Source organism: Stappia sp. (assembly GCF_048268045.1).
In the GTDB taxonomy this organism is placed as follows: domain Bacteria; phylum Pseudomonadota; class Alphaproteobacteria; order Rhizobiales; family Stappiaceae; genus Stappia.
This window is the reverse complement of the sequence record NZ_JBLWWG010000008.1, coordinates 124,393-150,244: the sequence shown is the minus strand read 5'-3', so window position 1 is coordinate 150,244 and position 25,852 is coordinate 124,393. Positions and strand designations below refer to the sequence as shown.

The following is a 25,852-nucleotide window of genomic DNA, read 5'->3' as shown; positions in this document are numbered from 1 at the left end:
ATTTCGTGAAGGTTTTCTGACAGCGCACACCAACTTCACTTCAGCGCATCCCGTTACTTTCCATGTATTTAGCCAGGAACTCTTCCGCATTGAGCAGACGAAAATCCTCCAGAGCCCTGCGCAACCGGTCATGATCCCAGTCCCACCAGGCCAGCTTCTGCATTCCCGCCGCGATATCTGGAGAAAAACGCTCGCGAATAAGCTTTGCCGGCACACCGCCGACAATCGTGTAGGGCGCGACATCGCGCGAGACGACGGCACCCGCGCCAATCACCGCACCATCGCCGACGGTGACGCCGGGCAGCACCGTTGCGCCATGCCCGATCCACACATCGTGGCCGATGCGCACGCGCCCCTCGCGCCGCCAGTCGAAAAAGGCCTCCTCCGTCCCCGCGTCCGGCCAGTAGTCGTTGGCCCGGTAGGTGAAGTGGTGAAGCGTCGCCCGCCACGTCGGATGATTGGGGGCGTTGATGCGCACGGCGGCGGCGATATTCGCGAACTTGCCGATGTCTGCGCACCAGATGACGCAGTCCTGCGTGACATAGGAATAATCGTCGAGGGTGGCCTCGCTGATGCGCGAGCGCTCTGCGACCTCCGTATAGCGGCCGAGGCGGCTGTCCACGACGCTGGCGGTCTCGTGCACCAGTGGCGTTTGCGAAAGCTTGGTCATCGTCGCCCCCTTCACGCCGCACGCGCCGGAGAAAAGACGGTGACGTCGACGATCCGGTCGGCCACCGCCTCGCGCACCTCCTCGTCATGGAAGATGCCGATCTGGGCGACGCCGCGCGCCTTCTTCTCGGCAATCATCTCGATGACGATCCGCCGGTTCACCGCATCGAGCGAGGCCGTCGGCTCGTCGAGAAGCAGCACCGGATGATCGGTGATGAAGCCGCGCGCAATGTTGACGCGCTGCTGCTCGCCGCCGGAAAAGGTCGCCGGCGGCAGGGACCACAGCCGTTCCGGCAGATTGAGGCGCTCAAGAAGCGCCGCCGCCCGTTCGCGCGCGGCCGAAGGCTCGATGCCCCGCGACACGAGCGGCTCCGCCACCACGTCGCGCGCCCCGACGCGCGGCACCGTGCGCAGGAACTGGCTGACGTAGCCCATCGTGTCGCGCCGAACGCGGATGATCGCGCGCGGATCGGCGGCGACAAGATCGACCGCCCCCTCTCCGTGACGCAGCAGGATGCTGCCAGAGTTGGCGGCGTAATTGCCGTAGAGCATCTTCAGGATCGAGCTCTTGCCCGCCCCCGACGGACCGCCGAGCACGACGCATTCGCCGGCCATGACCGAGAAATGCGCGCCCTCGACAACCGGAAGCTGAACGCCACCCTGAAGGTGCATGGTGAAGGCCTTGGAAAGGCCCGCGACGCAAAGGGCGACACCGGGTTGCAACCCGGAAGAAAGCTTGCTCATGGTCACACCTGCAGGATCGAGGAAACGAGAAGCTGGCTGTAGGGCGCCTGCGGATCGTCGAGAATCCGATCGGTGAGGCCGGCCTCGACCACCTCGCCGCCCTTCATCACGATCATCCGGTGCGACAGCAGCCGCGCCACCGCGAGATCGTGGGTGACGACGATGGCCGCCAGCCCGAGATCGGAAACGAGGCCGCGCAGCAGATCGAGCAGGCGCGCCTGCACCGAGACGTCGAGGCCGCCGGTCGGCTCGTCCATGAAGACGAGACGCGGGCCGGTGACCAGGTTGCGGGCGATCTGCAGACGCTGGCGCATGCCGCCGGAAAAGGCGCGCGGCTGGTCGTCGATGCGGTCCTCGTCAATCTCGACGCGACCGAGCCACTCGGTCGCGGTCTCGCGGATGCGGCCGTAGTGACGCTCGCCCACTGCCATCAGCCGCTCGCCGACGTTGGCGCCGGCGGACACCGTCATGCGCAGCCCGTCGGCCGGGTTCTGATGGACGAAGCCCCAGTCGGTGCGCATCAGCAGCCGGCGCTCGGCCTCCCCGAGGCCGTAAAGATCGCGCACCGTCCCGTCGCGCATCCGGTAGCTGACCGAGCCGGAAGTGGGTTCGAGCCGGGTCGAGATACAGTTGAGAAGCGTGGTCTTGCCCGATCCGCTCTCGCCGACGATGGCAAGCACCTCACCCGGATAGACATCGAAACTCACGTTCTCGCAGCCGATGCGCGCGCCGTAGGACTTGGTCAGTCCCGCGACGGAGAGCAGCGGCAGGTCGTCGTCATGTGCAAGCCCGCTCATGCCACGGTCTCCTTGCTGCCATAGGCCTCATCGGGCGCGAGGCGGCCGCGGTGGCCGGCCGCGAGCCGTTCCTCGCAATGGTCGGTGTCGGAACACACGAACATCCGCCCGCCCTTGTCATCGAGCACCACCTCGTCGAGGTAGACGCCCTCCGCGCCGCAGAGCGCGCAGGGTTCATCGAAGCTCTGGATCTCGAAGGGATGATCCTCGAAGTCGAGGCTGACGACCCGCGTGTAGGGCGGGATCGCGTAAATCCGCTTCTCGCGGCCCGCACCGAAAAGCTGCAGGGCGGGGGAATTGTCCATCTTCGGATTGTCGAACTTGGGCGTCGGCGACGGGTCCATCACGTAGCGCCCGGCGACCAGCACCGGATAGGCGTAGGTGGTGGCGATATGGCCGTGGCGGGCGATGTCCTCGTAGAGCTTGACGTGCATCAGCCCGTATTCCTCGAGCGCGTGCATCTTGCGCGTCTCGGTCTCGCGCGGCTCCAGAAAGCGCAGCGGCTCGGGGATCGGCACCTGATAGACCATGACCTGCCCCTCGCGCAGAGGCGCTTCCGGGATCCGGTGGCGTGTCTGGATGATCGAGGCCTCGCCCGTGTGCGTCGTCACCGCGACGGCCGCGACCTTCTGGAAGAAGGCGCGGATCGAGACCGCGTTGGTGGTGTCGTCGGCGCCCTGGTCGATGACCTTGAGCGTGTCATCGGGACCGATGATCGAGGCCGTCACCTGTACGCCGCCCGTACCCCAGCCATAGGGCATAGGCATCTCGCGGCTGGCGAAGGGGACCTGATAGCCGGGGATGGCGATCGCCTTGAGGATCGCCCGGCGGATCATCCGCTTCGTCTGCTCGTCGAGATAGGCGAAGTTGTAGCTGGCGATGTCGCCCGACACCGCGCCGGTTCGCGTTGCGCTCGTGCTCATTCCGCAGCCTCCGATGCCGGGGTCGCCGTCTCGTCGTCCCGCGCGCGGGCGGCCTCGAACTCGGCGCGCATGCGGCGCACCAGATCCAGCTCCGCCTGGAAATCAACGTAGTGGGGGAGTTTCAGGTGCTCGACGAAGCCGGTCGCCTGAACGTTGTCGCAGTGGGAAATGACGAATTCCTCGTCCTGCGCCGGCGCCACCCGGTCCTCGCCGAACTCGTCGGCCCTAAGCGAGCGGTCGACCAGCGACATGGCCATGGCCTTGCGCTCCGACTGGCCGAAGACCAGCCCATAGCCACGGGTGAACTGCGGCGGCGCCTTCGCCGAACCGGCGAACTGGTTGACCATCTGGCATTCGGTGACGCGCACCTGCCCGAGCGAGACGGAGAAGCCCAGCTCCGGCACATCCATCTCAACCTCGACCAGCCCCAGGCGGATTTCACCGGCGAAGGGATGGGTGCGGCCATAGCCGCGCTGGGTGGAATAGCCGAGCGCCAGCAGAAAGCCCTCGTCGCCTCGCGCCAGCGCCTGAAGACGGAGATCGCGGGCCATGGGAAACTCGGTCGGCTCGCGGGTCAGGTCACCGGAGGGCTCGGCCCTTTGCGCATCGCCCGCCGCCGCGCCCTCGATCAGGTCTTCTCCGGCGAGAATGTCGGCGACCCGCATCAGCGGCTCGCCCTCGCTTGCGCGCATCGGTGCGGCGGCGACCTCACCGTCGCCGGCCAGATCCGGATCGAGCAGGCGATGGGTGTAGTCGAAGGTCGGCCCGAGCACCTGCCCGCCCGGCAGGTCCTTGTAGGTCGCCGACACCCGCCGCTCGGCAATCATTGCGCCGGTCTCGAGCGGGCGCGAGGCGCCAAAGCGCGGCAGGGTCGTTCGGTAGGCGCGCAGCAGGAAGATCGCTTCGATCATGTCGCCCCGCGCCTGTTTGACGGCAAGCGCGGCAAGCTCGGGTGCATAGAGCGAGGCTTCCGCCATCACCCGGTCGACGGCAAGCGAAAGCTGCTCGACGATCTGGGCGACGGAGACGGACGGAACCGAACGGTCCCCGCGCCGACGGTCGGCAAGCATCTCGTGGGCATTGGCGATGGCGGCCTCGCCACCCTTTACAGCCACATACATGTCAGCGGGCCTCCATGTCGGTCGCGGCAATCACGGTGCTGCGCGGCAAGGCGAGGATCTCGCTGCCGGCAACCAGCACCACGTCGATGCCGCGGGGAAAAAGCAGGCGGTTGTCGGCGCGCGCGGCGAGGAAATCCGCGGGAAGTCCCCTGGGCGCGATGACACGGGATCCGTCGATGCCGGGCCCCTGGAGCGTCAACCGCTCGCCGCCCTCAAGTGCCTCGATCTCAAGCACCAGGGTGGTCGAGCGGTCCGGATACTCCTGGCTTCCCTGCGAAAGCGCGCAAAGCCCCGGCGCTTCGGCGGCGGGCGCGAAGGCGAAGTCGGCCTTGCCCTCATCGTCGCTCAGCGGCGCGCCGCACTGGAAGGCAATCCAGGCGGCAACGGTATCTCCGCGCAGCGAGGGAGAAAGCCAGACAGGCGTGTCGGCATCGCAAAGCGCCAGCGCGATGGCGCCCGCCCCGACGCCAAGCGGGGCCGGCGGCGCGACCTCCACGGCAAGCGGCACGACCGTGCCGGGCCGCGCGGTGGCGTCCATCAGGGCGCGAAACACCCCTTGCGCACCGAACACCGGCTCGGCAAAGCCGCCGGCAACGGCGATGGCGGAAAGATCTGCGGTGCTCATCAGTCGTCTCCGCGAACCATGGTGAAGAAGTCGACCCGCGTCGCGGCGGCCTCGCGCCGGACCTTAGAGGCCTCGCCGGCGCGCGCCTCCGCGAGTGGTTCGGCGACATCGCGCAGCAGCGCCTCGCAGCACCCGCCCTGAGACCAGAGCGCGGCAAGGGTGGCGCAAAGCCGGGCCTTGGCCTTGTCCTGACCGAGCGCGTAGGCATGGCCAACCGTGCCGTCGTCCAGACGCACGGTGGCGCGGGTGACCACCGCCTCGCCCAGGTTGAAGGGCGCGCCGTCGCCGCCGATGCGCCCGCGCAGCATGACGAGCCCGGTCTCCGGCCCGCGCACCGGCTGCGCCTCGGGCACCGCGCCCAGCGCCTGTGCGCAGGCCTCGATCTCGGCGCGCGGCGAAGCGGCAAGCACGTCCATCAACGCCTTGAGCCCCGCCATTTGGGGCGAGAGATCCTCTGCCCGCTCAGAAGTCGTCATCGGTTCGCTCCGTTTCGAACTCGCCTCGCCCCGTTCCGGCGGCGCCGGTCGTCGGGGCCTGTCGTCCTGCCGAGGGTTTTACGCCTCTCCGCAAAATTTGTCTAGTGTTATAGACAACCAACAAATGTAAGATACCGCTATCCCATGACGGGTTGATGACCGCTGGCGCGAAAATAGCCGGCCGGCAGCAGTGCAGGCGGAAAGCGGCTGGCTTGATGCCGGCGGCGCAATGGGGCAAACACGCGCAACGGAAACGGGCCGGAACGCGGCCGGAGCAAGGTGCTGGCGTGAGCGAAGCGGACAGGGACAGCGGCGAAACGACGGGCAGGAGCGGAGACGAGGCCGCCCCCCGGGGGCTCGACCGACAGACCGGCGTTGCCCTGTGGCGACAGATCGCCGACGACATCCGCGCCGCCATCGGCAACGGTGTCTATGACGACACCGGCCGCCTTCCGACAGAGGCGGCCCTTGCCTCCCAGTTCGAGGTCAACCGCCACACGGTGCGTCAGGCGCTTTCGGCCCTGGCCCGCGAAGGCGTGGTCGAGACCGTGCAGGGACGCGGCACGACCATCGTGCCACGGGCGCGCCTGACCTATCCGATCGGCCCGCGCACACGGTTTTCCGCCGGCCTCGGCGGCCAGGTCTCGCGCACGGTGGGACGGCTGATCGAGACGGTCGGCGAACCGGCGACCGCCGCTGTCGCCACGGCGCTCGGCCTCGCCGAGGGAGCGGGCGTCCTGCGCATGGAAGTGGTGAGCGAAGCCGATGGAACCCCGCTGTCGCGCGCGACCCACTGGTTCGACGCCATCCGCTTCGAGGCGCTTCCCGGTCACTTCCGCGAGCTTGGCTCGATCACCAAGGCGTTCGCCGCCTGCGGGGTTTCCGACTACATGCGCGTGTCGACGGAGATCTCGGCCGCACCGGCAAGCCGCACCGACAGGGCCGATCTCGCCCTGCAGCCGGGCGCCGTGGTGCTGCTGACCCGCTCGCTCAATGCCGACGGCGAGGGACGCCCGATCCAGCTCAGCCTGAGCCGCTTCGCCGCAGACCGGGTAACGCTTTCAGTCACCACCGATCCCGAGAAAAAAGCCTAGGCGGAGAGTTTCCGCGCGAGGCCGCCGAGCATGTCGAGGCAGGCGGAGAGCTGGTCGAGGCTGACGAATTCATCCGGCTTGTGGGCCTGGGCGATGGAGCCCGGGCCGCAGACGACCGCCGACATGCCGAGCGACTGGAAAAGGCCCGCCTCGGTGCCGAAGGCAACCACGTCCGCCCCGTTTGCCCCGGTGAGCGCCGCCACGATGCGTCGGGCCTCATTGTCGTCGACCGGTTCCAGCCCCGCAACCTCGCCGATGACATGCGTCAGCACCTCGGCCTCCGGCGCGACCCTGCGCATGTCCGGCAGCAGTTCATCGCGCACATAGGCCCCGATCGCCTCGCAGACGAACCGCTTGTCGTCCTCGCTGACGGGGCGCATCTCCCAGTCCACAGAGGCATGACCGGGAATGACGTTGTGGGCGACGCCGCCGGCGAGCCGCCCGACCTGAAGCGTCGACCAGGGCGGTTCGAAGCGGCTTGCCGCCGGAGCACGCCCCTTCAGCGTCTCGCGCAGCTCCATCAGCCGGGAGACGTAGCGCACCGCGTATTCGACCGCGTTGACGCCGAGTTCCGGCCGCGAGCCGTGCCCCTCCAAGCCGGAAAAGACGGTGGTGTACTCGCAGCAGCCCTTGTGTCCCTCGATGATCCGCATTTCTGTCGGCTCGCCAATGATGGCGACCGAGGGACGCATCTCCCAGCGGGCGATCTCCTCCACCAGCCGGCGCGCGCCAAGGCAGCCGACTTCCTCGTCGTGGGTGAGGCAGATGTGGACGGGCCGCACCAGATCCGTTCCGGCGAAACGCGGCGCCATGGCCAGCGTCGCGGCGATGAAGCCCTTCATGTCGCAGGCGCCGCGCCCGTAGAGGAGCCCGTCTTCCGCGCGCAACCGGAAGGGATCGGAGGACCAGTCCTGATCCTCCACCGGCACCACGTCGGAATGGCCGGAAAGCACGATGCCTCCATCCGTCTGCGGCCCGATGGTGGCAAAGAGATTGGCCTTGTGGCCGGTCTCGTCGGTCAGCACCGCGGTGCGCGCGCCCAGCGCCCCGAGCCTGTCGGCCGCATAGGCGATGAGCTCCAGGTTGCTGTCGCGCGAGACCGTGGGAAAGGCGATCAGCTCCGCAAGGATCTCGCGCGTGTCGTCAATCAACGCCATGAAGCGCCCTCCTTCACTCCTTGACGTAGAGCGCCCGGGGCCGGTTGCACAGGCATTCCGCCGGGCCGTTCTCCCGGATGACGATGCTTTCGGTGATTTCCAGACCCCAGTCCTGCATCCACAGGCCCGGCATGAAATGAAAGGTCATGCCGGCCTCCAGCACGGTCTCGTCCTCGATGCGCAGCGAGATCGTGCGCTCGCCCCAGTCGGGCGGATAGGAAATGCCGATGGGATAGCCGCACCGCGCCGCCCGGTCGATGCCGGCCCGCTCGAGAGGCGCCGCGAGCGCCCGAGCGACATCCGCCGCCCGGTTGCCGACGCGCGCCGCATCGAGTCCTGCCTCCAGCCCCTCGACCAGCGCCTTTTCCGCATCGCGCAGATACTGCGGCGGCTTGCCGAGGAAAATCGTCCGACAGAAGGGCGCGTGATAGCGCCGGTAGCAGCCGGCGATCTCGAAGAATGTCGCCGTCTCCGCCTGGATGTGCCGGCCGTCCCAGGTGAGATGCGGGGCCGCCGCATCCGACCCGCTCGGCAGCAGCGGCACGATGGCGGGATAGTCGCCCCAGGCGTCCTCGGTGCCGCGGATCGCGTCGGCGTAAATGTCGGCGACCAGATCGGTCTTGCGCATGCCCGGACGGATGCGCTCGATGACCCCGTCGATGATCTTTTCCGAGATCCGCGCCGCCCGGCGCATGAAAACCAGTTCCTCGTCCGACTTTACCGCCCGCTGCCAGTTCACCAGCGCCGTGGCGTCGACGAAATGCGCCTCCGGCATCTCGGTCTGAAGCACGGCGAAAGCCTTGGCGGTGAAATAGTAATTCTCCATCTCCACGCCAATGCGCGCCTCGCCATAGCCGTTCTGCACGATCAGCGCGGCGAGCGTCTCCATCGGGTGACAGACGTTGGACTGGACGAAATAGTCGGGATAGGCGGCGACCCGGTCGTCATCCATCCACACCGTGCGCACCGCGCCGTTGGCGTCCTGCCGCCGCCCCCACCAGATCGGATCCGCGTCGAGGAAGACGAGAACGCCCTGATGCACATAGAAGGACCAGCCGTCGTAGCCCGTCAGCCAGGCCATGTTGGACGGGTCCTCGACGAAGAGCGCATCGATGTCGCGCTCGCGCATGGCGGAGCGGACCTTTTCCAGACGGCGGGAGAATTCCATCTGGGAAAACGGGAGTTCGGTCGCCGGCATCGCTCCTCCTCATGCGCGGTTCGTGGTGCGGGATCGGGGCGAAAGGTCGATCTGACACCCCATTTTCGTTCTAATCACGGCGCAAAGCCCTTGGACAGACCTTATGTTGCCCCGCTCGAGCGCGCGTCGCGCCTGAGCATTTTCGTGTCGGATGAACGACAATGCTCCCGGCGCGGCCACGATGGACAGCCGCAAGCACCCCGGCTATGACCGGAAGATGATCCGCCTCGACGACCGCGACATCGCCATCCTGAGGGTTCTTGCCCAAGAGGGCCGTCTTTCCAAGGCGGACCTGGCGCGGCGCATCGCGCTCAGCCCGACCCCGTGCTGGGAGCGCCTGAAGCGGCTTGAGAAGGCCGGCATCATCGAGGGATACCGTGCGGAGATCGCACTCAAGAAGATCGCCCCGCATGTCACCGTCTTCGTCACGCTGGAGCTTGCAAATCACAGCGGCGCGACGCTGGCGGCCTTCGAGCGCGCGGTGATGACCATCCCCGAGGTGCAAAGCTGCTGGTCGCTTGGCGGCGGCTTCGACTATCTGCTGCAGATCGTCACCCGCGACATCGACAGCTATCAGCGTCTGATTGACAGGATGCTGGACAATGGCACCGCCATCGCCCGCTACTATACCTATATCGTCACCAAGGCCGTGAAATCCGCAGGTCCTCCCCCCTTCGAGGTGCTCTTCTCCGACGGAGACTGAACGAAAGCGGCGGCGGGCGACCGATCGGACCCCACCCGGCTCGAAGAAAAGACGGATCGTCTGCCGGCCGGCGCGCTTTCAGACCCGCCTTCTTCCGGATTTCGCCCAAGCTTCGGGAACAGGCGGCCTGCACCGACAGCCGCATGATCCTCACAACCGGCGGGAGACGGGACCATGAAGAAGGCAACGCGGCGCATCGAAGACGGAACGCAGGCCGGCACCGAGCCCGGCGGTTTCGCCGGCACGCTTCTCGACGACCCGCGCCTGCTGAGAACCTTCTCCTACATCGACGGGCGCTGGGCAGCGGCGGCCGACGGCGCCACCTTCACCGTTGCCGATCCCGCCGACCTTGAGCCCATCGCCGAGGTCGCCCGCCTTGGTGCCGGGGAGGCGCGCACCGCGGTAGATGCGGCCGCGCGCGCCTTTCCCGCGTGGGCCTGGCTGTTGCCGCAGCAGCGCACCGACGCGCTGCGCCGCTGGCACCAGGAAATCCTGAGCAACCGCGAGGACCTCGCCAGGCTGATGACGCTCGAGCAGGGCAAGCCGCTGTCGGAGGCGCGCGGCGAGATCGACTATGCCGCCAGCTTCGTCGAATTCTACGCCGAGGAGGCGCGTCGTCCGGACATCGACGGCGTCACCTCGCATCTGCCCGACGCGGAAATGGAGCTGTGGCGCGAGCCGGCCGGCGTCGCCGCCCTCGTCACCCCGTGGAACTTCCCGAGCGCCATGATCACCCGAAAGGCAGCCGCAGCCCTCGCCGCCGGCTGCACCGTGGTCATTCACCCCTCCGCAGAGACGCCGCTTTCGGCGCTGGCGCTGGCGGAACTCGCCGAGCGCGCGGGCTTTCCCCCCGGCGTTCTCAACGTCGTCACCGGCGATGCGCCGACCGTCGTCGGCGCCTTTACCGCCGACAAGCGGGTGCGGGTGCTCTCCTTCACCGGCTCGACCGAAATCGGCCGGCTGCTCTACGGCCAGTGCGCGCCGACGGTCAAGCAGCTCGTTCTCGAGCTCGGCGGCCACGCCCCGCTGCTGGTGTTCGAGGACGCCGATCTGGAGCGCGCCGTCACCGAGGCGATCAAGGCGAAATTCGCGACCTCCGGGCAGGATTGTCTCGCCGCCAACCGGATCTTCGTCGCAAGGCCGGTCTATGACGCCTTCTGCGCCCGCTTCGCCCGCGCCGCCGAGGCGCTGAGCGTCGGCCCGGGGCTTGAGGATCCCGACATCGGCCCACTGATGAACGCACGGGCGATGGAAAAGCAGGAGGAACATGTCGCCGATGCGCTGGAACGCGGCGCGCGCTGCCTGACAGGCGGGCGCCGGCACCCGGCCGGAACGCTCTTCTTCGAGCCGACCGTGCTTGCCGACGTGCCCGCCGACGCGAAGATCCTGCAAGAGGAAACCTTCGGCCCCGTCGCCGCGATCCTGCCCTTCGATACCGAGGAAGAGGTGCTGGCGCGGGCCAACGACAGCGACTACGGCCTCGTCGCCTATCTGCACACGCGCGACCCGAGCCGCATCTACCGGCTGTCGCGCGCGCTCGAGTACGGCATGGTGGCGGTCAACCGGACCAAGGTGACCGGCGCGACGATCCCCTTCGGCGGCACGAAGCAGTCCGGCCTCGGACGCGAGGGAGCCGCCCAGGGCATGCGTGAATTCATGCAAGTCAAATACGTCTGCCGGGACTGGAGCTGAGGCGACCGCCTCCCCGCCCCCGACTTTTCGCCGGCGTCTCATGCCAGCAGGCGGCGCCGGCTCCGCATCCGAAGACATGTCTCACAACACAGGGAGAGACCACATGCTGACCAACGACCAACTCGGAAAATGGGATCGCGAGACCTTCTTCCATCCCTCCACCCATCTTGCCCAGCACGCGCGCGGCGAAAGCCCGACGCGCATCGTCACCAGCGGTCACGGCTCGACCATCGTCGACCGTGACGGCAACGAGCTGCTCGACGGCTTCGCCGGCCTCTATTGCGTCAACGTCGGCTACGGCCGCCCGGAGATCGCCGACGCCATCGCCGCCCAGGCAAGGGAACTCGCCTACTACCACGCCTATGTCGGGCACGGCACCGAAGCCTCGATCACCCTGGCGCGGATGGTCATCGACCGCGCGCCGGAGAACATGTCGCGCGTCTACTTCGGCCTTGGCGGCTCCGACGCCAACGAGACCAACATCAAGCTCGTCTGGTACTACAACAACGTGCTCGGCCGGCCCGAGAAGAAGAAGATCATCTCCCGCTGGCGCGGCTACCACGGTTCGGGCCTGATGACCGGTTCGCTGACCGGCCTGGAGCTGTTCCACAACAAGTTCGGCCTGCCGCTCGACATGGTGAAGCACACCGTCGCGCCGGACTATTTCCGCCGGCCGGACCTGGACATGAGCGAGGCCGACTTCGTCGCCCATTGCGTCGCCGATCTCGAGGCCCTGATTGCGCGCGAGGGCGCTGACACCGTCGCCGCCTTCATCGGCGAGCCGGTGCTCGGCACCGGCGGCATCGTGCCGCCGCCGGCCGGCTACTGGGAGGCGATCCAGAAGGTCCTGAAGCGTCACGACATTCTGCTCATCGCCGACGAGGTGGTGACCGGGTTCGGCCGTCTCGGCAGCATGTTCGGCTCAACCCACTACGGCATCGAGGCCGATCTCATCACCATCGCCAAGGGCCTGACCTCGGCCTATGCGCCGCTCTCCGGCTCCATCGTCTCGAAGAACATGTGGGAGGTTCTGGAAAAGGGAACCGACGAATATGGCGCCATCGGGCATGGCTGGACCTATTCGGCCCACCCCATCGGCGCGGCCGCCGGCATCGCCAACCTCAAGCTGATCGACGACCTGGGGCTGATCGAGAACGCCGCCCGGGTCGGCCTTCACCTGCGCGAGAAGATGAAGGATGCTGTCTCCGGCCACCGCCATGTCGGCGACGTGCGCGGCGAGGGACTGCTCTGCGCCGTCGAGTTCGTCAAGGACAAGGACACCCGCACCTTCTTCGAGACCAGCGCCAAGGTCGGCCCCGCCGTCTCGGCCGCCCTGCTCAAGCGCGGCGTCATCGGCCGCGCCATGCCGCAGGCCGACATGCTGGGCTTTGCTCCGCCCTTCTGCCTGAGCGAGGCAGAAGCCGACCGGATCGTCGAGGCGACCCGCGAGGCAATCACCGAGGTCCTCGGCTGACACGCCCTGCCGGCGTCGGGGGACGGTCACCGTCCTCCGACGCCTCCTCTTGCCGGTCGATGAACCCGGCGACCGTGAGAAATGCCCGCGCGAGGGTTGCGCGCTCGTCCGGCTCCAGCGCGGCCATACCGCTGTAGAAGTCCTCCGCCAGGGGCGGCGGCGCGCCCGCCAGAAGCTCAGCGCCGACGGCTGTGAGCCGCGTGTGGACGATCCGCCGATCCTGCCTGCTGCGCAGACGCTCGACGATGCCGCGCGCCTCGAGTTTCTCCAGGATGGCGACGGCCGTCGCGGCGCTTAGCCGCGCCCGGCGCGAAATTTCTCCCGTCGTCGCCCCCTCGCAGTCCCGAACCGCCTCCAGCACGACGATCTGCGGAACCGTGAAGCCGCACTCGCGCGCAACGCGCTTGGACCGCACGTCCAGGCCGTGCGCGATGCGCCGGATCGCGTCGGCAACCGACTGCGTCTCGGGCAGAACCTCGACAGCCCGCAGGCCATTTCCGTCTCCCCCACGCTGCCCGTCACGCTCAATCGCCACGATCCACTCCCTGCCGAAAGGCAATTTCATCACCGCCAAGAAACTCAACAGACGAATAATTCGTTCCCTGATTATTTGTCCTTTGAAACGAATTTCAAGCTCGCACGTTATGTCGGCAAGACCTGCCGGGCACGCATCAGCAATGCAGCTCCGGCGGAAAAACGACCGTTGCGCCGTCGCGAGAGACTGGCGCACACTGGGCTGCGCGGCGAGACTGCCCCAAGCCGGACCGAAGGAGACGAGCATCACATGTGCGGCATTGCCGGAGAATTTCGCTTCGATGGACGAATTGCAGAGGCTGCGACCGTCGCTCGCATGACGGACAGGCTCGCCCCGCGCGGACCGGACGGCTCCGGTGTCAGCGCGCAAGGTCCCGTCGCCCTTGGCCACCGGCGGCTCAAGATCATCGATCTCTCCGACCAGGCCGCGCAGCCGATGAGCGATCCCGCGCTGGGGATCTCCATCGTCTTCAACGGCTGTATCTACAACTACCCGGAACTGCGCGCAGAACTGGAGGGGCTCGGCTACAGCTTCTTTTCCTCCGGCGACACCGAGGTGATCCTCAAGGCCTATCACGCCTGGGGCGCGGATTGCGTCAGCCGCTTCCACGGCATGTTCGCCTTTGCCATCTTTGATCGCCGCGACGGATCGCTGACGCTTGCCCGCGACCGCTTCGGCATCAAGCCGCTCTATCTCGCCGAGACCACCGGCCGGTTGCGCTTTGCCTCCAGCGTGCAGGCACTGCTCGCCGGCGGCGATATCTCAACCGAAATCGACCGCGCCGCGCTCAATTGCTACATGAGCTTTCACGCCGTCGTGCCCGCTCCGCGCACCATCCTGAAAGGCATCCGCAAGCTCGCTCCGGCGACAATCCGCCGGGTGCTTGCCGACGGCACGACAAGCGAACGCCGCTACTGGAACGCCAGCTACACCCGCCGGGCGGGCGACGCGGAGCTGACCGCCGATGACTGGCGCGACCGGGTGCTCGAGGCGCTGCGCATCGCCGTGCGCCGGCGCATGGTCGCCGACGTTCCCGTCGGCGTGCTGCTGTCCGGCGGTGTCGACAGCTCACTGATCACCGGGCTTCTGGCCGAGGAAGGTCAGAGCGACCTCATGACCTTCTCCATCGGCTTCGAGGAGGCCAATGGCGAAAAGGGCGACGAGTTCGTCTACTCCGACCTGATCGCCGGGCATTTCGGCACGGATCATCGCAAGATCTTCGTGCCCTCGTCGGATCTCATGGCCGCGCTGCCGGACACGATCGCGGCCATGTCGGAACCGATGGTCTCCTACGACAACATCGGCTTCTACCTGCTCAGCCGCGAGGTCTCGAAGCACATCAAGGTGGTGCAGTCCGGCCAGGGCGCGGACGAGATCTTCGCGGGCTACCACTGGTATCCTCCGCTTGCCGGGTCCAGCGACGTGGTCACCGACTACGCCCGCGTCTTCTTCGACCGCCCGAACGCGACGCTCGCGACCCAGCTCGGCAAGGGCTGGATGGCCAACCGCGACGAGGCGCTCGCCTTCGTCGAGGGCCATCTCATGGCCGAGGGCGCGGAAACGCCTGTCGACCGGGCGCTGCGGCTCGACGCGGAGATCATGCTGGTCGACGATCCGGTGAAGCGGGTCGACAACATGACCATGGCCTGGGGGCTGGAGGCGCGCGTGCCCTTCCTCGACCATGAACTGGTGGAACTCGCCGCCGCGATCCCTCCCGAGCTGAAGCTCGCCCATGGCGGCAAGGGCGTGCTCAAGGAGGCGGCTCGTCTGGTGGTTCCCCACGAGGTCATCGACCGCAAGAAGGGATACTTCCCGGTCCCGCAGCTCAAGTATCTCGATGGCCCCTATCTGGAGATGGCCCGCGACGCGCTCACCTCGCAGCCGGCCCGCGAACGCGGTCTGTTCGATGGCGCCTACCTCGACCGGCTCTTCGCCGACCCGGGCTCGCACATCACCCCGCTCCAGGGCTCGGAACTGTGGCAGGTCGCCCTGCTGGAGCTCTGGTTGCAGAGCAACGATATCTGAGGACGCGACATGGCGAGCAACAAGCCCCCGGGCGGCGGTCCGCGTGACACGCGCTCGCGCGAGACGCGCCCGCGCGACGCCAGATCGCATCGGCTGAAGCGGATGCGCGAGGATAGCCTGAAGCCCCCGATAGACCCGCGGGAGACAGGTGCCCCCGCTCCCGCAGCCGACTGCGCGCTCGACCTCGGCTGGGGACGGCTGATCTTCGGCCAGACGTTCGCCGACCCGGAGAAGATCGTCGCCGCGCTGGAGGGCGAGCTGCTCGACCGGCGCGACATTGCCGTCTACGTGCGCGACCCGCATGTGGTGCTCGCCAATGCGCCGCAGGAAGTGTTCCTCGACCCTTCGCACACCTACCGCCTGCAGCTTTCCACCTACCGTGCCTCGCGCCGACCGCTGAGCGGCTTCTTCCTGCGCCGGCTCACGGCAAGGACCGACGCGGACGCGATCAACCGCATCTATGCCGCGCGCGGCATGGTTCCGGTTCCCCCCGACTTCTTCTGGTCGAAGCGCGACGCGCGGGCCGTGTGCTATTTCCTCGCCGAGGACGAGACCAGCGGCGAGATCCTGGGAACGATCACCGGCGTCGACCACATGCGCGCCTTCAACGACCCCGAGCGCGGTTCCTCGCTGTGGTGCCTCGCCGTGGACCCGCAGGCCCGCCACGCCGGCATTGGCGAGGCGCTGGTGCGCCATCTGGCCGAATATTTCGCCGCGCGCGGACTCGCCCACCTCGACCTCTCGGTGATGCATGACAACACCCAGGCCATCGCTCTCTACGAGAAGATCGGCTTCTACCGGGTGCCTTATTTCTCGGTGAAGCGGAAGAACCCGATCAACGAGACGCTGTTCACCGGGCCCGACGCCGACGACCGGCTGAACCCCTACGCCAAGATCATTGTCCGCGAGGCGCGCCGGCGCGGCATCCGCGTCGAGGTAAGCGATGCCGAGCGCGGCTTCTTTGCCCTCTCGCAGGGTGGACGCACGATCCGCTGCCGGGAGAGCCTGAGCGAACTGACGAGCGCCGTCGCCATGTCGATCTGCGACGACAAGACGGCGACGCGCACCGTCGTCGAGAAGGCCGGCGTCGCCGTGCCGGCGGAGATCATCGCCGGAGACGACGCTGCCGCGCTCGAGGCCTTTCTCGCCGCGCATGGCAAGGTCGTCGTCAAGCCGGCGCGCGGCGAGCAGGGGCGCGGCGTTGCCGTCGGCCTGACCACGCTTGAAGAGGTGGAAGCGGCGGTCGAGGCGGCACGGCGGATCTGCGACACCGTGCTCGTCGAGGAATGCGTCGAGGGCCAGGACCTGCGGCTCATCGTCATCAACTACAAGCTCGTCGCCGCCGCGATCCGTCGCCCGCCGGTGATCGTTGGCAACGGCCGCCAGACCATCCGTGACCTGATCGCCTCCCAGAGCCGGCGGCGGTCGGCGGCGACGGGCGGCGAGTCCCGCATCCCCGTCGACGCGGAAACGGAACGCACCGTTCGCCAGTCCGGCCGCACTCTCGACGAAGTGCTGCCCTCGGGCATGGAGCTGGAGGTTCGGCGGACCGCCAATCTGCACACCGGCGGCACGATCCACGATGTCACCGACATCATCCATCCGGTTCTGGTCGACGCGGCCATCCGCGCGGCCCGCGCCATCGACATTCCGGTGACCGGCATCGACCTGATGGTCAAGGCGCCGACCGGGGCGGACTACCGTTTCATCGAGGCCAACGAGCGGCCGGGCCTTGCCAACCACGAACCGCAGCCGACGGCCGAGCGTTTCGTCGACCTGCTCTTCCCCCTGTCGATGCCGGCGACCGCCCGGCAGGCGGCAGCCGACCAATCCAGCGCGGAGGTGAGCGGATGACCCGCCTTACGATCGACACCACCTATCTTGCCGACACCCTGAAGGCCCTTCTCGCGATCCCCAGTCCGACCGGCTACACCGACACCATTGTCCGTCACGTCTCCGGAGAGCTGGAACGCCTCGGCCTTTCCGTCGAGCTGACCCGGCGCGGCGCCATGCGCGCGATCCGCAAGGGCGGCCAGCGCCGCGGCGCCCGCGCACTCGTCTCCCACCTCGACACACTCGGTGCCCAGGTGAAGTTCCTGCACGACAACGGTCGCCTGTCGCTGGTGCCAATCGGCACCTGGTCGGCCCGCTTCGCCGAAGGCGCGCGGGTGACGATCTTCTCGCAACACGGGGCCTATCGCGGCACCATCCTGCCGCTGAAATCTTCCGGCCATACGTTCAACGACGAGGTCGACACGCTGCCCATCGGCTGGGATTACGTCGAGTTGCGCGTCGATGCCCTGGCCACCGGTCTTGCCGATTTCGAACGGCTCGGCATCGAGGTCGGCGATATCGTCGCCATCGACCCGAGCCCGGAATTCCTAGACAATGGCTTCATCGTCTCACGCCACCTCGACAACAAGGCGGGCGTCGCCGTCATGCTGGCGGCGCTGAAAGCGCTGAACCAGGCCGGCGCCGAGACACCGGTCGACATCCACTGGCTCTTCACCATCGCGGAGGAAGTGGGCGTCGGTGCCTCGTCCATCGTCACTCCCGACGTCGCCTCGATGATCGCCGTCGACAATGGCACCACCGCCCCCGGGCAGAACTCCAGCGAGTTCGGCGTCACCTTCTCCATGGCCGACCAGACCGGCCCCTTCGACTATCACCTGACGAAGAAACTGGTCGATCTCTGCCAGGAAAACGATATCCGCTACCAGAAGGACGTGTTCCGCTACTACCGCTCGGATTCGGCCAGCGCGGTGGAAGCGGGCGCGGATGTGCGCACCGCACTCATCACGTTCGGCGTCGACAGTTCCCACGGCCACGAGCGCATCCACATGCACGCGCTGCGCTCGCTCGCCGAACTGATCACCGCCTATGTCGTGAGCCCGGTGGAGATCACCCGCGATTATCAGGAAACCGCCGCCGGCGTTTCCGGCTTCACCCGCCAGCCGACGGCCGAGGCCGAGCAGAGCCTGACGCCGGATGCCTCCGACGATGAACTCGAAGAAGCGGAAACGCGCGCTTGAAACGGCCCGCGTTCAACCCGCCTCGCCCAGCGCATCGCGCAGGCTGGCCGGCCGCATGTCGGTCCAGACCAAACCAATGCGCACCAGGCAGGCATCGCGCGAACCGCGCGTGCCCTCCTCCTGCCAGCCGGCGGGACACATGCGCCCCGCCGGCCAGATCGAATACTGGCCTTCGCCGTTGCACACGACCTTGAACTCGCCGCCGTCGTCAAACATCGTCACTCTCCCCAGGTGCCAGGAACGGAGGCGGCGGCCGGCACGGCGACGGCCCTGCGGGTCACCTCCGCAAGAATGCCGCACGGCCCGGCCGCCAGCGGATAATGATGGTCGCCCGCGTGCCGGCAGGCGGCGAAACCGCCCTGCGTATAGGCACGCCAACCCGCCATGGCCGCAGCCGGTGCCGCCGCGTCGAACCGGCCGGAATGGGCGACGATGGGAGTGACCAGCCGGCCCGCCGTGCCCATCGCATAGCCGGCGCAGGCCTCCAGATCCGCCCGGATCGTCGGGAGCATCAACTCGATCATGCCCGCGTCAGCCGGACGGCCATTGAGCCCGGAAAAATGGCGGATAACGGCTTGGTCGCTCGCGCCAGGGACAAGTCCCGGCCGCATGACATGCGGCGGCGCGTGCGCGGAAACATGAAGGGCGACGGGCAGCGGGCCGCCGCGCCGTTCCAGCAGACACGTCAGCTCATAGCCGACGAGCGCGCCCATGCTGTGGCCGAAGACCGACAGGACATCCGGCATCCCCTCCCGCTCGAGTTCGGCGAACACCCACTCCGCCATGTCGGCAATGCGCCTCAGCGGCGGCTCGCCGAAACGCCCGAGACGGCCTGGAAGCTCCGGCGTGCGAATGCCCAGCCCCTCGCCGGCCCGTTCCGACCATCCAAGGAAGTAGGCGCTGCTCGCCCCCGCCGGCGGAAGACAGACAAGCATGTGACGGGCATCGGTCATGTGTCCCGTCCCCGTCTCACCCGCCAACCGCGTCGCGCCGGGCGGAGGCCGCAACCGGCGCGGCCTCGCCCCCGTCCAGCGCGGCGGCGATGCCGGCGATCGTCGGCGTCTCGAAGAGGCGTCGCAGTGGCACGTCGAGACCGAGCGTCTCGTTGAGCCGCGACACCACCTGCGTCGCCAGCAGCGACTGGCCGCCGAGATCGAAGAAACTGTCCGCGACGCCGACCGCGGCGAGCCCCAGCACCTCGCACCAGACCGCCGCGATGTCACGCTCAAGCGCCGTGCGCGGCGCGACATGGTCGCTCTCACGGCGCACGAGACGTACAGGTGGCGGCAACCCCGACTTGTCGATCTTGCCGGAGGCGGTCTTCGGGATCGTGTCGATAACGACGAAGGCGCCGGGGATCATGAACTCCGGCAGGATCGCGCGCAGATGGGCGTCGAGCGCATGCGGGTCCGGTGCGGCCTGCCCGGCGGCCGGCTGCACATAGGCGACCAGTTCGACCACATCGCCGGAAAAACGATGCGGCACCACGAAGGCCAGGCCCACGTCCACCCGCGAGGTCAGCGCCTGTTCGATCTCCGAGGGCTCCACCCGATAGCCGCGGATCTTCACCTGATCGTCGGCACGGCCGACGAAGACGAAAGCTCCGTCGTGACGCAGGAGAGCGAGATCGCCCGTGGCGTAGATCCGCCCGCCCGGGCCGGCCGGATCACAATGCGGATCCGGCAGGAACCGTTCCGCGGTACGGCTCGGCGCGTGCAGATATCCGCCCGCGAGCTGGCTTCCACCGATGCAGAGTTCCCCTGGCATGCCCGGCGGCACCGGTTCGAGATAGCGATCGAGGACCTGCAGCCGCGCGCCCCTGACCGGCTGGCCGATGGGCGGCGTCTCCTCCCAGACCGCCGGATCTCCCGCAAGGCTGTGGGCGGCCACCACATGGCTCTCCGAGGGACCGTACTGGTTGACGAGAACGGCTCCCCCGCCCTTGCGCGCGGCAAGCCCCGAAAACAGCGCGCGGATCTCCGGCGTCACCACCAGCCGCTCGCCGGCGGTGATCACCTCCAAAAGGCCAAGACCGGCGCGGTCGGTCCCGCTGCAAGCGCCGGCGAGTTGCTGAAGCGCGACATAGGGCAGGAAGATCCGGCCGGCCGCCGTTCTCTTCAGCATCTCCGGCCAGAGGCCGGGATTGGCGATCTCGCTCGGGCGAGGCACCACCAGCGTGCCACCGCTTGCCCAGGTCGCCAGCATTTCCTGGATCGAGACGTCGAACCCGGGCTGGGAGAACTGCAAGGTGCGAAGGCCGGGAGCGAAATCCGCCTCGTCGACCTGCCAGGCGATCAGCGTGTCGAGCACCCGGCGCGGCACGTACACGCCCTTCGGCATGCCCGTGGTTCCCGATGTGTAGACCAGATAGCCATGCCGCAGACCCTCGACCGTTTGCGGCAGGTCGCCCCCGCGTCCAGCCTCGACAAGGGCTGCGACCGACACGACAGCCGGATTGCCCGACCCCTCCACCCCCGCCAGATCCGTTGCTTCTTCGCCGTGGACGACGAGCACCGCCTCCGCGTCATCGATCATGAAACGGCGACGGGCGACGGGAAGATCGGGGGCGACATTCATGTAGGTCGCCCCGGCGCGCAAGGTCGCCGCCAGCAGCAGCGCAAGGTCGCGGCCACGGGCGAGATGCACCGCGACCACATCGCCCGGCCGGACGCCCAGCGCGGTGAGACCGCGCGCCAGCTCCCCGACGCGGGCGAGGAAACCCGCGAAGTCGATGGTCTCTCCCTCCACCTCTAGCGCCGGGGCGGAGGGCGCGCGCCGGGCAACGTCCTCGATCATCTCGAACAGGCAACCCGGCGCACCGGCGGTCGCGCCGATGCCCGCGTGCAGCACCGCCTCGCGCGTTGCCGTATCGCAAAGCGGCACCCGGTCGACGATCTCGTCGGGGTCCTCGGCAAGGTTCTCCAGAAACGTCTCGAACTGGCGGGCAAAGCCGGCCACCGTCTGCGGATCGAAGACATCGGCGGCATATTCGAACACGACGGCAACCCCGCCTGGCGTCTCGTTGACGAACAGCGTCAGGTCGAACTTCGCGCCGGCAACCGCGACATTCGCCATCCCGGCCGCATCGATGGAGATCGCCTGCAATCCCTTCTGATGCGAGAACATCACCTGGAAGATCGGCGCCACGCTGAGATGACGCGGCGGATGCACCAGCTCCACGAGCTTCTCGAACGGCAGATCCTTGTTCTGGAAGACATCGAGAACGATCGGCTTCACACGCTCGACCAGTTCCGCAAAGCTCGGCTCGCCGGCACCGTCGACGCAAACCGGCAGCGTGTTGGTGAAGAGCCCGACAAGCGGCTCCAGCTCCGGCCGGTCGCGATGCGACATGGGCGTGCCGACGACGACACGCTCCTGGCCCGAAAGCCTGCGCAGCCAGGCCGCGAAGGCGGCAAGATAGACCATGAACGTGGTTGCACCCGTCACGTTCCCGAGATCGGCGAGCGCGGCATGGACGTCAGGGGCGACGGCAAAGCCCACGAGCCGGCCCTCGGGCGCGCGCGCCGGCCCGCGCGGACGATCGAGCGGCAGGTCGATGAGGCTCGGCGCATCGGCGAGCGCGGAGCGCCAGAAGTCCGACAGGCGCGCCAGCCGTTCGCCGTCGAGCCGGGTGCGCTGCCACAGCGCGAAATCGCCGTATTGCACCTCGAGCGGCGGCAGATTCGGCTTCTCCCGGGACTGCAGCGCCCGATAAGTCTCGCCGATCTCGTGCTGAAGGATACCCGTCGACCAGGCGTCGCAGACGGCATGGTGGATCGGCAGGATGACGCAGCCGGAGCGGTCGCCGGCGATGGCGAGCACGGCGCGCACCAGCGGCCCCTCGCGAAGATCGAAGGGCCGGCGCGCCTGCTCGAGGATCAGCACGCGGATCGCGTCGCTGTCGGCGGCCGAGGCGGCATCGGGGAACTCGAAGAGATCGAGCGACAGGCGCAGGCGCGGCGTGACGCGCTGCACCGGCAGACCTCCCTCCACGGCAAAGACCGTGCGCAGCACCTCATGGCGGGCGACGACCGAGTTGATCGCCCGCTCGGCCAGCCGCGGCTCGACCGGCGCGGGCAGCATCAGCGAGACGAGGCCGTTGTAGGCATTGCCGCGCGGCGCGAAGCGGTCGAGGAACCACAGCCGCTCCTGAGCGAAGGAGAGCGGCGGCGACAGCCCCTCAGGCCGCCGCGCGACACGGTCGAAGCCGCGTGCAAGCGGCGCCGCGCGCGCCTCCTCGGGCTGCGCGCCGTCCGGGCCGGAAACCGCATCGCCAGCCGGCAGATCCAGCCGGTCGAGCCGCGCGTCGATATCCTCCGCCCGTTCGCGCAACCCCTTGCAGAAGGCCCGCACGGTCGGGGCCTCGAACATCAGCCGGATCGGCACATCGATGTCGAGCTGCTCGCCAATGCGCGATGTCACCTGCGTGACCAGCAGAGAATGCCCCCCGAGCGCGAAGAAGTTGTCGGTGACGCCGAATGCGTCGGTGCCGAGCACCATGGACCAGATCCAGTGAGCCAACCGTTCGAGCCGGTCTTGCGGGAGAACGCGCGCGCCCTCGGCGATGGCCGCCATCAGCGTTTCATCCGCGTCCGGCAGGCGCGCCCGGTCGACCTTGCCGGCCGGTGTCAGCGGCACGTCGTCGATCAGCACGACCTGCGCCGGGATCATGTAGTCGGGAAGCAGCCCGCGCGCATGGGCGATCACCGCGTCGCCGGACAGCGCGCCACGCGCCGCCACATAGGCGACGAGGCGCTTTTCCCCATTGCCGCCGACGACGCATTGCACCGTGACGTTGACGACGTCCGGGTGCTCCTTGACCACCTCCTCGATTTCCGCCGGCTCGATGCGAAAGCCGCGCAGCTCGATCTGGTCGTCGGCACGTCCCAGATAATCCACCTCGCCATTGGGCAGGATCCGCGCGAGGTCGCCGGTGCGATACAGGCGGCCGCCCGGCTCTTCGCCGAGGAAATCCGGCAGGAAACGTTCCGCGGTCAGGTCGGGCCGTCCCATGTAGCCGCGCCCCACGCCCTTGCCGCCGATGAGAAGCTCGCCGGCGACGCCGATGGGGCAGAGTTCGAAACCGGCGTCGACGACATAGTGCCGGTAGTTGGGCAAGGGCCCGCCGATGGTCGGCTTGCCCGCCCCCGGCCGGCAGCGGCCCATGGTGGTGCCGACCGTTGTTTCGGTCGGACCGTAGGCGTTGAAGAACGCCCGCGCGCCGCCCCATTTCGCCACGACGCTCTCCGGCAACGCCGCCCCGCCGGAGACCGCGCTCGTCAGGTCCGGCAGCGACCGCGCGCGCAGACTGCTCCACAGCGACGGCGGCAGGGTAATGGAGGTAATGCGCTCGCGCTCGAGAAGGTCGAACAGCTCCTCGCCCGCCGGGAGGTCCGCACGCGGTGCAAGCACGATCTCGCCACCCGACAGCAACGCCTCGAAGATCTCGCGCACGGAGACATCGAACCCGAAGGAGGAAAACTGCAGAATGCGATCGCCCGGCCCCAGATCCAGCGCGGCGACCGTTCCTTCGATGAGGTTGATCACGCTGGCATGTTCGATCATCACGCCCTTCGGCCGGCCGGTCGATCCGGAGGTGTAGATCACATAGGCGAGCGTGCGCGGATGCAGAGCAAGCCCCGGGGGGTCGTCGGAAAATCCGGTCGCGGGATCCTCGCCCCGGTCGAAGACCAGTACCTTCTCCCGCGCCGGCACCGTCATCGTCGCGAAACGCGGTGCAAGGTCGCTCTGGGTGACGACCATCGCCGCGCCACTGTCCTCGAGCATGTAGGCGATGCGCCCATCCGGGTAGCGCGGATCAAGCGCCAGATAGGCATGGCCCGCCTTGAGAATGCCCAACATGGCGACGACGAGTTCGAGAGAACCATCCATGCACAGGGCCACGACCGCGCCGCGTCCAAGGTCGGCATCGAGCAGAAGCCGCGCGAACCGATTGGCCCGCGCATTGAGCTCACCATAGCTTGTCCCGATGCCGAGGCACCGCGCCGCCGGTGCGTCGGGATCGCGGGCGACCATCTGCTCGAACCGCTCGGGCAGCGAGATGAAGGGAACCTCGCGGGCGGTGTCGTTGAACCCGCGAACCACCAGATCGCGGATCGCCGGCGTCATCACCGGCAGGCGGCCGATCGCGGCATCCGGGTCTGCTGCCGCCCCCTCCAGCATCGCGCAGAAGCCCTCATGCAGGCGCTTGATCGTGTCGTGCTCGAAAAGCTCCGTCGAATACTCGAAGGTTCCGGCGAACCGGTCGCCCATCGCCTGCATCTGCAGGGTCAGGTCGAACTTCGAGGTGCTGGTGTTGACCGACTTCGGTGGATCGGCGTAGCGCGGCGCATCGGCGGCGATGGTCGTGCCCTGGAAGTCGAACATCGCCTGGAAGATCGGATTGATGTTGGCGCTCCGGATCGGCTGGACCGCCTCGACGATCTTCTCGAAGGGAAGGTCCTCGCTGCCGAGCGCGTCGAGCGTCGTCTCGCGTACCGCTGCCACGGCCGCCCGGAAGCTCATCGCTGCATCCAGGTCCGTGACCATGACAAGGCTGTTGACGAAAAATCCGATCAGCGGTTCGACATCCGTGGTGGTGCGCGCCGCCGTCGGGCAGCCGACGATCACGCGCCCCTTGTGCGTGTAGCGAAACAGCAGAACCTTGAAGGCGGCGAGAAACAGCATGAACGGCGTGACGCCGGCGGAACGGGCGAATTCCGCCAGCCGGCGGCTCGCCTCCGCATCGAGCGCGAAGCTCTGTGTTGCCCCCGTGAAGGTGAGATGGGCCGGGCGCGGCTTGTCGAGAGGAAGCGGCAGCACGAGATCGTCGCCGGAAAGCCGCTGCTTCCAGGCGTCCAGACGCGCGCTCACCCGCTCTCCCGAGAAAGCCCTCTGCTGGCGCGCGGCATATTCGGCGAAGCTGATCGGCAGCCGCGGCAGCTCCGGCCGCACGCCCGCCTGCAATGCCCGATAGGCCGTGGTGAACTCTCGCTGGAAAACGCCGACCGACCAGCCATCGGAAACAATGTGGTGCATGCAGTAGACGAACCAGGCATCCCGGTCGCCGCGCCGGATCAGCCGCGCCCGCATCATCGGCCCGCTGTCGAGATCGAAGAGAGCGTCGCCCACCTCCTTGAGCGCGGCGGACAACACGTCGTTGAACGCGGCGTCGGCGAGATCGCGCGGCACCTCCACCACCTCGAAGGGGATCTCGGCATCCGGCAGATGCTCCTGGAAGGGCTTGCCGTCGACAGCGACGAAACGGGCCTTGATCGGCTGATGGCGGGCGGCGACGAGATCCAGCGCCGCCTTGACGGTTTCCTCCGGCGCGTCGCCCGGAATCGGCAGGTAGGCGGGAAGATTGTAAAGCGGCGAACCGGGATTGTAGCGATCAAGGAACCACAGGCGTTCCTGCGAGAAGGACAGGGGCAACAGCCCCTGACCCTGCGTCGCTTGAAGGCCGGGCGTATCTCCCGGCAGGCGTCGGCTCGCGGCGGGACGGGTCGTCGACCCTTCAGACATGACCGACATCACCAACACCCCTCTTGCCATTTCCTTGAGGCGGCGCACGCGCGCTCGCGCGCC

General features: G+C 67.9%; 20 protein-coding genes. 7 read left to right on the top strand and 13 right to left on the bottom strand.

Going from position 1 to position 25,852, the window contains the following annotated elements; translation table 11 throughout:
- Positions 1-40: 40 nt before the first annotated feature.
- From ACN0WF_RS14415 to phnG, 7 genes are read right to left on the bottom strand one after another with little or no spacing between them, the layout of a single operon-like run.
- On the bottom strand, positions 41-670 hold the full coding sequence (locus ACN0WF_RS14415) for a DapH/DapD/GlmU-related protein (protein ID WP_417773465.1): 630 nt from the start codon (positions 668-670) through the stop codon (positions 41-43).
- 11 nt (positions 671-681) lie between these two features.
- Complete coding sequence (phnL, locus tag ACN0WF_RS14410; protein ID WP_417773464.1) at positions 682-1,413, bottom strand: phosphonate C-P lyase system protein PhnL; 732 nt, start codon at positions 1,411-1,413, stop codon at positions 682-684.
- Positions 1,414-1,415: 2 nt separating this feature from the next.
- Entirely contained in the window at positions 1,416-2,210 is a 795-nt protein-coding gene (gene phnK, locus ACN0WF_RS14405) for a phosphonate C-P lyase system protein PhnK (protein WP_417773463.1), read from the bottom strand.
- Positions 2,207-3,133 carry an alpha-D-ribose 1-methylphosphonate 5-phosphate C-P-lyase PhnJ gene (locus tag ACN0WF_RS14400; RefSeq protein ID WP_417773462.1) on the bottom strand — a complete coding sequence of 309 codons (927 nt, stop codon included), beginning with the start codon at positions 3,131-3,133 and terminating at the stop codon, positions 2,207-2,209. Before ACN0WF_RS14400 ends, phnK begins: the two co-directional genes overlap by 4 nt.
- Positions 3,130-4,254, bottom strand: a complete 1,125-nt coding sequence (locus ACN0WF_RS14395) for a carbon-phosphorus lyase complex subunit PhnI (protein ID WP_417773461.1) — start codon at positions 4,252-4,254, stop codon at positions 3,130-3,132. The genes ACN0WF_RS14400 and ACN0WF_RS14395 overlap by 4 nt, the downstream gene beginning before the upstream one ends.
- Position 4,255: 1 nt before the next feature.
- Complete coding sequence (phnH, locus tag ACN0WF_RS14390; protein WP_417773460.1) at positions 4,256-4,879, bottom strand: phosphonate C-P lyase system protein PhnH; 624 nt, start codon at positions 4,877-4,879, stop codon at positions 4,256-4,258.
- The gene (gene phnG, locus ACN0WF_RS14385; RefSeq protein WP_417773459.1) at positions 4,879-5,355 is read right to left on the bottom strand and encodes a phosphonate C-P lyase system protein PhnG; all 477 of its coding nucleotides are present in this window, start codon (positions 5,353-5,355) and stop codon (positions 4,879-4,881) included. Before phnG ends, phnH begins: the two co-directional genes overlap by 1 nt.
- Positions 5,356-5,642: 287 nt before the next feature.
- Here phnG and phnF point away from each other — a divergent pair, with 287 nt between their 5' ends.
- Complete coding sequence (gene phnF / locus ACN0WF_RS14380; RefSeq protein ID WP_417773458.1) at positions 5,643-6,449, top strand: phosphonate metabolism transcriptional regulator PhnF; 807 nt, start codon at positions 5,643-5,645, stop codon at positions 6,447-6,449.
- On the opposite strand, the gene argE is transcribed toward phnF, so the two are convergent.
- Positions 6,446-7,606, bottom strand: coding sequence for an acetylornithine deacetylase (argE, locus tag ACN0WF_RS14375; protein ID WP_417773457.1), 1,161 nt, complete (start codon positions 7,604-7,606; stop codon positions 6,446-6,448). The two genes, phnF and argE, sit on opposite strands and share 4 nt — an antisense overlap.
- A 13-nt stretch (positions 7,607-7,619) precedes the next feature.
- Positions 7,620-8,804: a M24 family metallopeptidase gene (locus ACN0WF_RS14370; RefSeq protein WP_417773456.1), complete on the bottom strand. Its 1,185-nt coding sequence runs from the start codon at positions 8,802-8,804 to the stop codon at positions 7,620-7,622.
- 217 nt (positions 8,805-9,021) lie between these two features.
- Here ACN0WF_RS14370 and ACN0WF_RS14365 point away from each other — a divergent pair, with 217 nt between their 5' ends.
- From ACN0WF_RS14365 to ACN0WF_RS14355, 3 genes are all read left to right on the top strand, one after another.
- Complete coding sequence (locus ACN0WF_RS14365) at positions 9,022-9,507, top strand: Lrp/AsnC family transcriptional regulator (RefSeq protein ID WP_417773536.1); 486 nt, start codon at positions 9,022-9,024, stop codon at positions 9,505-9,507.
- Positions 9,508-9,681: 174 nt separating this feature from the next.
- Entirely contained in the window at positions 9,682-11,199 is a 1,518-nt protein-coding gene (locus tag ACN0WF_RS14360; protein ID WP_417773455.1) for an NAD-dependent succinate-semialdehyde dehydrogenase, read from the top strand.
- A 103-nt stretch (positions 11,200-11,302) separates the two neighbouring features.
- Positions 11,303-12,673 carry an aspartate aminotransferase family protein gene (locus ACN0WF_RS14355; RefSeq protein ID WP_417773454.1) on the top strand — a complete coding sequence of 457 codons (1,371 nt, stop codon included), beginning with the start codon at positions 11,303-11,305 and terminating at the stop codon, positions 12,671-12,673.
- Here ACN0WF_RS14355 and ACN0WF_RS14350 read toward each other — a convergent pair.
- Positions 12,654-13,454, bottom strand: a complete 801-nt coding sequence (locus tag ACN0WF_RS14350) for a MarR family winged helix-turn-helix transcriptional regulator (RefSeq protein WP_417773453.1) — start codon at positions 13,452-13,454, stop codon at positions 12,654-12,656. The two genes, ACN0WF_RS14355 and ACN0WF_RS14350, sit on opposite strands and share 20 nt — an antisense overlap.
- 3 nt (positions 13,455-13,457) lie before the next feature.
- On the opposite strand from ACN0WF_RS14350, the gene ACN0WF_RS14345 reads away from it, so the two are divergent.
- The 3 genes from ACN0WF_RS14345 to ACN0WF_RS14335 are packed head-to-tail and all read left to right on the top strand — an operon-like array spanning position 13,458 to position 18,265.
- Positions 13,458-15,233 carry an N-acetylglutaminylglutamine amidotransferase gene (locus ACN0WF_RS14345; RefSeq protein ID WP_417773452.1) on the top strand — a complete coding sequence of 592 codons (1,776 nt, stop codon included), beginning with the start codon at positions 13,458-13,460 and terminating at the stop codon, positions 15,231-15,233.
- A 9-nt stretch (positions 15,234-15,242) separates the two neighbouring features.
- A complete protein-coding gene (gene ngg / locus ACN0WF_RS14340) occupies positions 15,243-17,087 on the top strand; it encodes an N-acetylglutaminylglutamine synthetase (RefSeq protein ID WP_417773451.1) in 1,845 nt (614 codons plus the stop codon).
- Positions 17,084-18,265, top strand: a complete 1,182-nt coding sequence (locus tag ACN0WF_RS14335) for an osmoprotectant NAGGN system M42 family peptidase (RefSeq protein ID WP_417773450.1) — start codon at positions 17,084-17,086, stop codon at positions 18,263-18,265. Before ngg ends, ACN0WF_RS14335 begins: the two co-directional genes overlap by 4 nt.
- 12 nt (positions 18,266-18,277) lie before the next feature.
- Here the strand turns inward: ACN0WF_RS14335 and ACN0WF_RS14330 are convergent, their stop codons facing one another.
- From ACN0WF_RS14330 to ACN0WF_RS14320, 3 genes are read right to left on the bottom strand one after another with little or no spacing between them, the layout of a single operon-like run.
- On the bottom strand, positions 18,278-18,481 hold the full coding sequence (locus ACN0WF_RS14330; RefSeq protein ID WP_417773449.1) for an MbtH family protein: 204 nt from the start codon (positions 18,479-18,481) through the stop codon (positions 18,278-18,280).
- A 2-nt stretch (positions 18,482-18,483) separates the two neighbouring features.
- Positions 18,484-19,218, bottom strand: coding sequence for a thioesterase II family protein (locus ACN0WF_RS14325; protein ID WP_417773448.1), 735 nt, complete (start codon positions 19,216-19,218; stop codon positions 18,484-18,486).
- A gap of 16 nt (positions 19,219-19,234) precedes the next feature.
- Complete coding sequence (locus ACN0WF_RS14320; protein WP_417773447.1) at positions 19,235-25,798, bottom strand: amino acid adenylation domain-containing protein; 6,564 nt, start codon at positions 25,796-25,798, stop codon at positions 19,235-19,237.
- Between the last annotated feature and the right edge of the window lie 54 nt (positions 25,799-25,852).

Coding starts and splice junctions, on each gene's coding strand:
- phnG (WP_417773459.1), bottom strand. CDS start 5,355: ATGACGACTTCTGAGCGGGCAGAGGATCTCTCGCCCCAAATGGCGGGG.
- phnL (WP_417773464.1), bottom strand. CDS start 1,413: ATGAGCAAGCTTTCTTCCGGGTTGCAACCCGGTGTCGCCCTTTGCGTC.
- ACN0WF_RS14350 (WP_417773453.1), bottom strand. CDS start 13,454: ATGCTCGTCTCCTTCGGTCCGGCTTGGGGCAGTCTCGCCGCGCAGCCC.
- ACN0WF_RS14330 (WP_417773449.1), bottom strand. CDS start 18,481: ATGTTTGACGACGGCGGCGAGTTCAAGGTCGTGTGCAACGGCGAAGGC.
- ACN0WF_RS14355 (WP_417773454.1), top strand. CDS start 11,303: ATGCTGACCAACGACCAACTCGGAAAATGGGATCGCGAGACCTTCTTC.
- phnK (WP_417773463.1), bottom strand. CDS start 2,210: ATGAGCGGGCTTGCACATGACGACGACCTGCCGCTGCTCTCCGTCGCG.
- ACN0WF_RS14320 (WP_417773447.1), bottom strand. CDS start 25,798: ATGTCGGTCATGTCTGAAGGGTCGACGACCCGTCCCGCCGCGAGCCGA.
- ACN0WF_RS14395 (WP_417773461.1), bottom strand. CDS start 4,254: ATGTATGTGGCTGTAAAGGGTGGCGAGGCCGCCATCGCCAATGCCCAC.
- ACN0WF_RS14365 (WP_417773536.1), top strand. CDS start 9,022: ATGATCCGCCTCGACGACCGCGACATCGCCATCCTGAGGGTTCTTGCC.
- ngg (WP_417773451.1), top strand. CDS start 15,243: ATGGCGAGCAACAAGCCCCCGGGCGGCGGTCCGCGTGACACGCGCTCG.
- phnH (WP_417773460.1), bottom strand. CDS start 4,879: ATGAGCACCGCAGATCTTTCCGCCATCGCCGTTGCCGGCGGCTTTGCC.
- ACN0WF_RS14345 (WP_417773452.1), top strand. CDS start 13,458: ATGTGCGGCATTGCCGGAGAATTTCGCTTCGATGGACGAATTGCAGAG.
- ACN0WF_RS14360 (WP_417773455.1), top strand. CDS start 9,682: ATGAAGAAGGCAACGCGGCGCATCGAAGACGGAACGCAGGCCGGCACC.
- ACN0WF_RS14415 (WP_417773465.1), bottom strand. CDS start 670: ATGACCAAGCTTTCGCAAACGCCACTGGTGCACGAGACCGCCAGCGTC.
- argE (WP_417773457.1), bottom strand. CDS start 7,606: ATGGCGTTGATTGACGACACGCGCGAGATCCTTGCGGAGCTGATCGCC.
- ACN0WF_RS14325 (WP_417773448.1), bottom strand. CDS start 19,218: ATGACCGATGCCCGTCACATGCTTGTCTGTCTTCCGCCGGCGGGGGCG.
- ACN0WF_RS14335 (WP_417773450.1), top strand. CDS start 17,084: ATGACCCGCCTTACGATCGACACCACCTATCTTGCCGACACCCTGAAG.
- ACN0WF_RS14400 (WP_417773462.1), bottom strand. CDS start 3,133: ATGAGCACGAGCGCAACGCGAACCGGCGCGGTGTCGGGCGACATCGCC.
- ACN0WF_RS14370 (WP_417773456.1), bottom strand. CDS start 8,804: ATGCCGGCGACCGAACTCCCGTTTTCCCAGATGGAATTCTCCCGCCGT.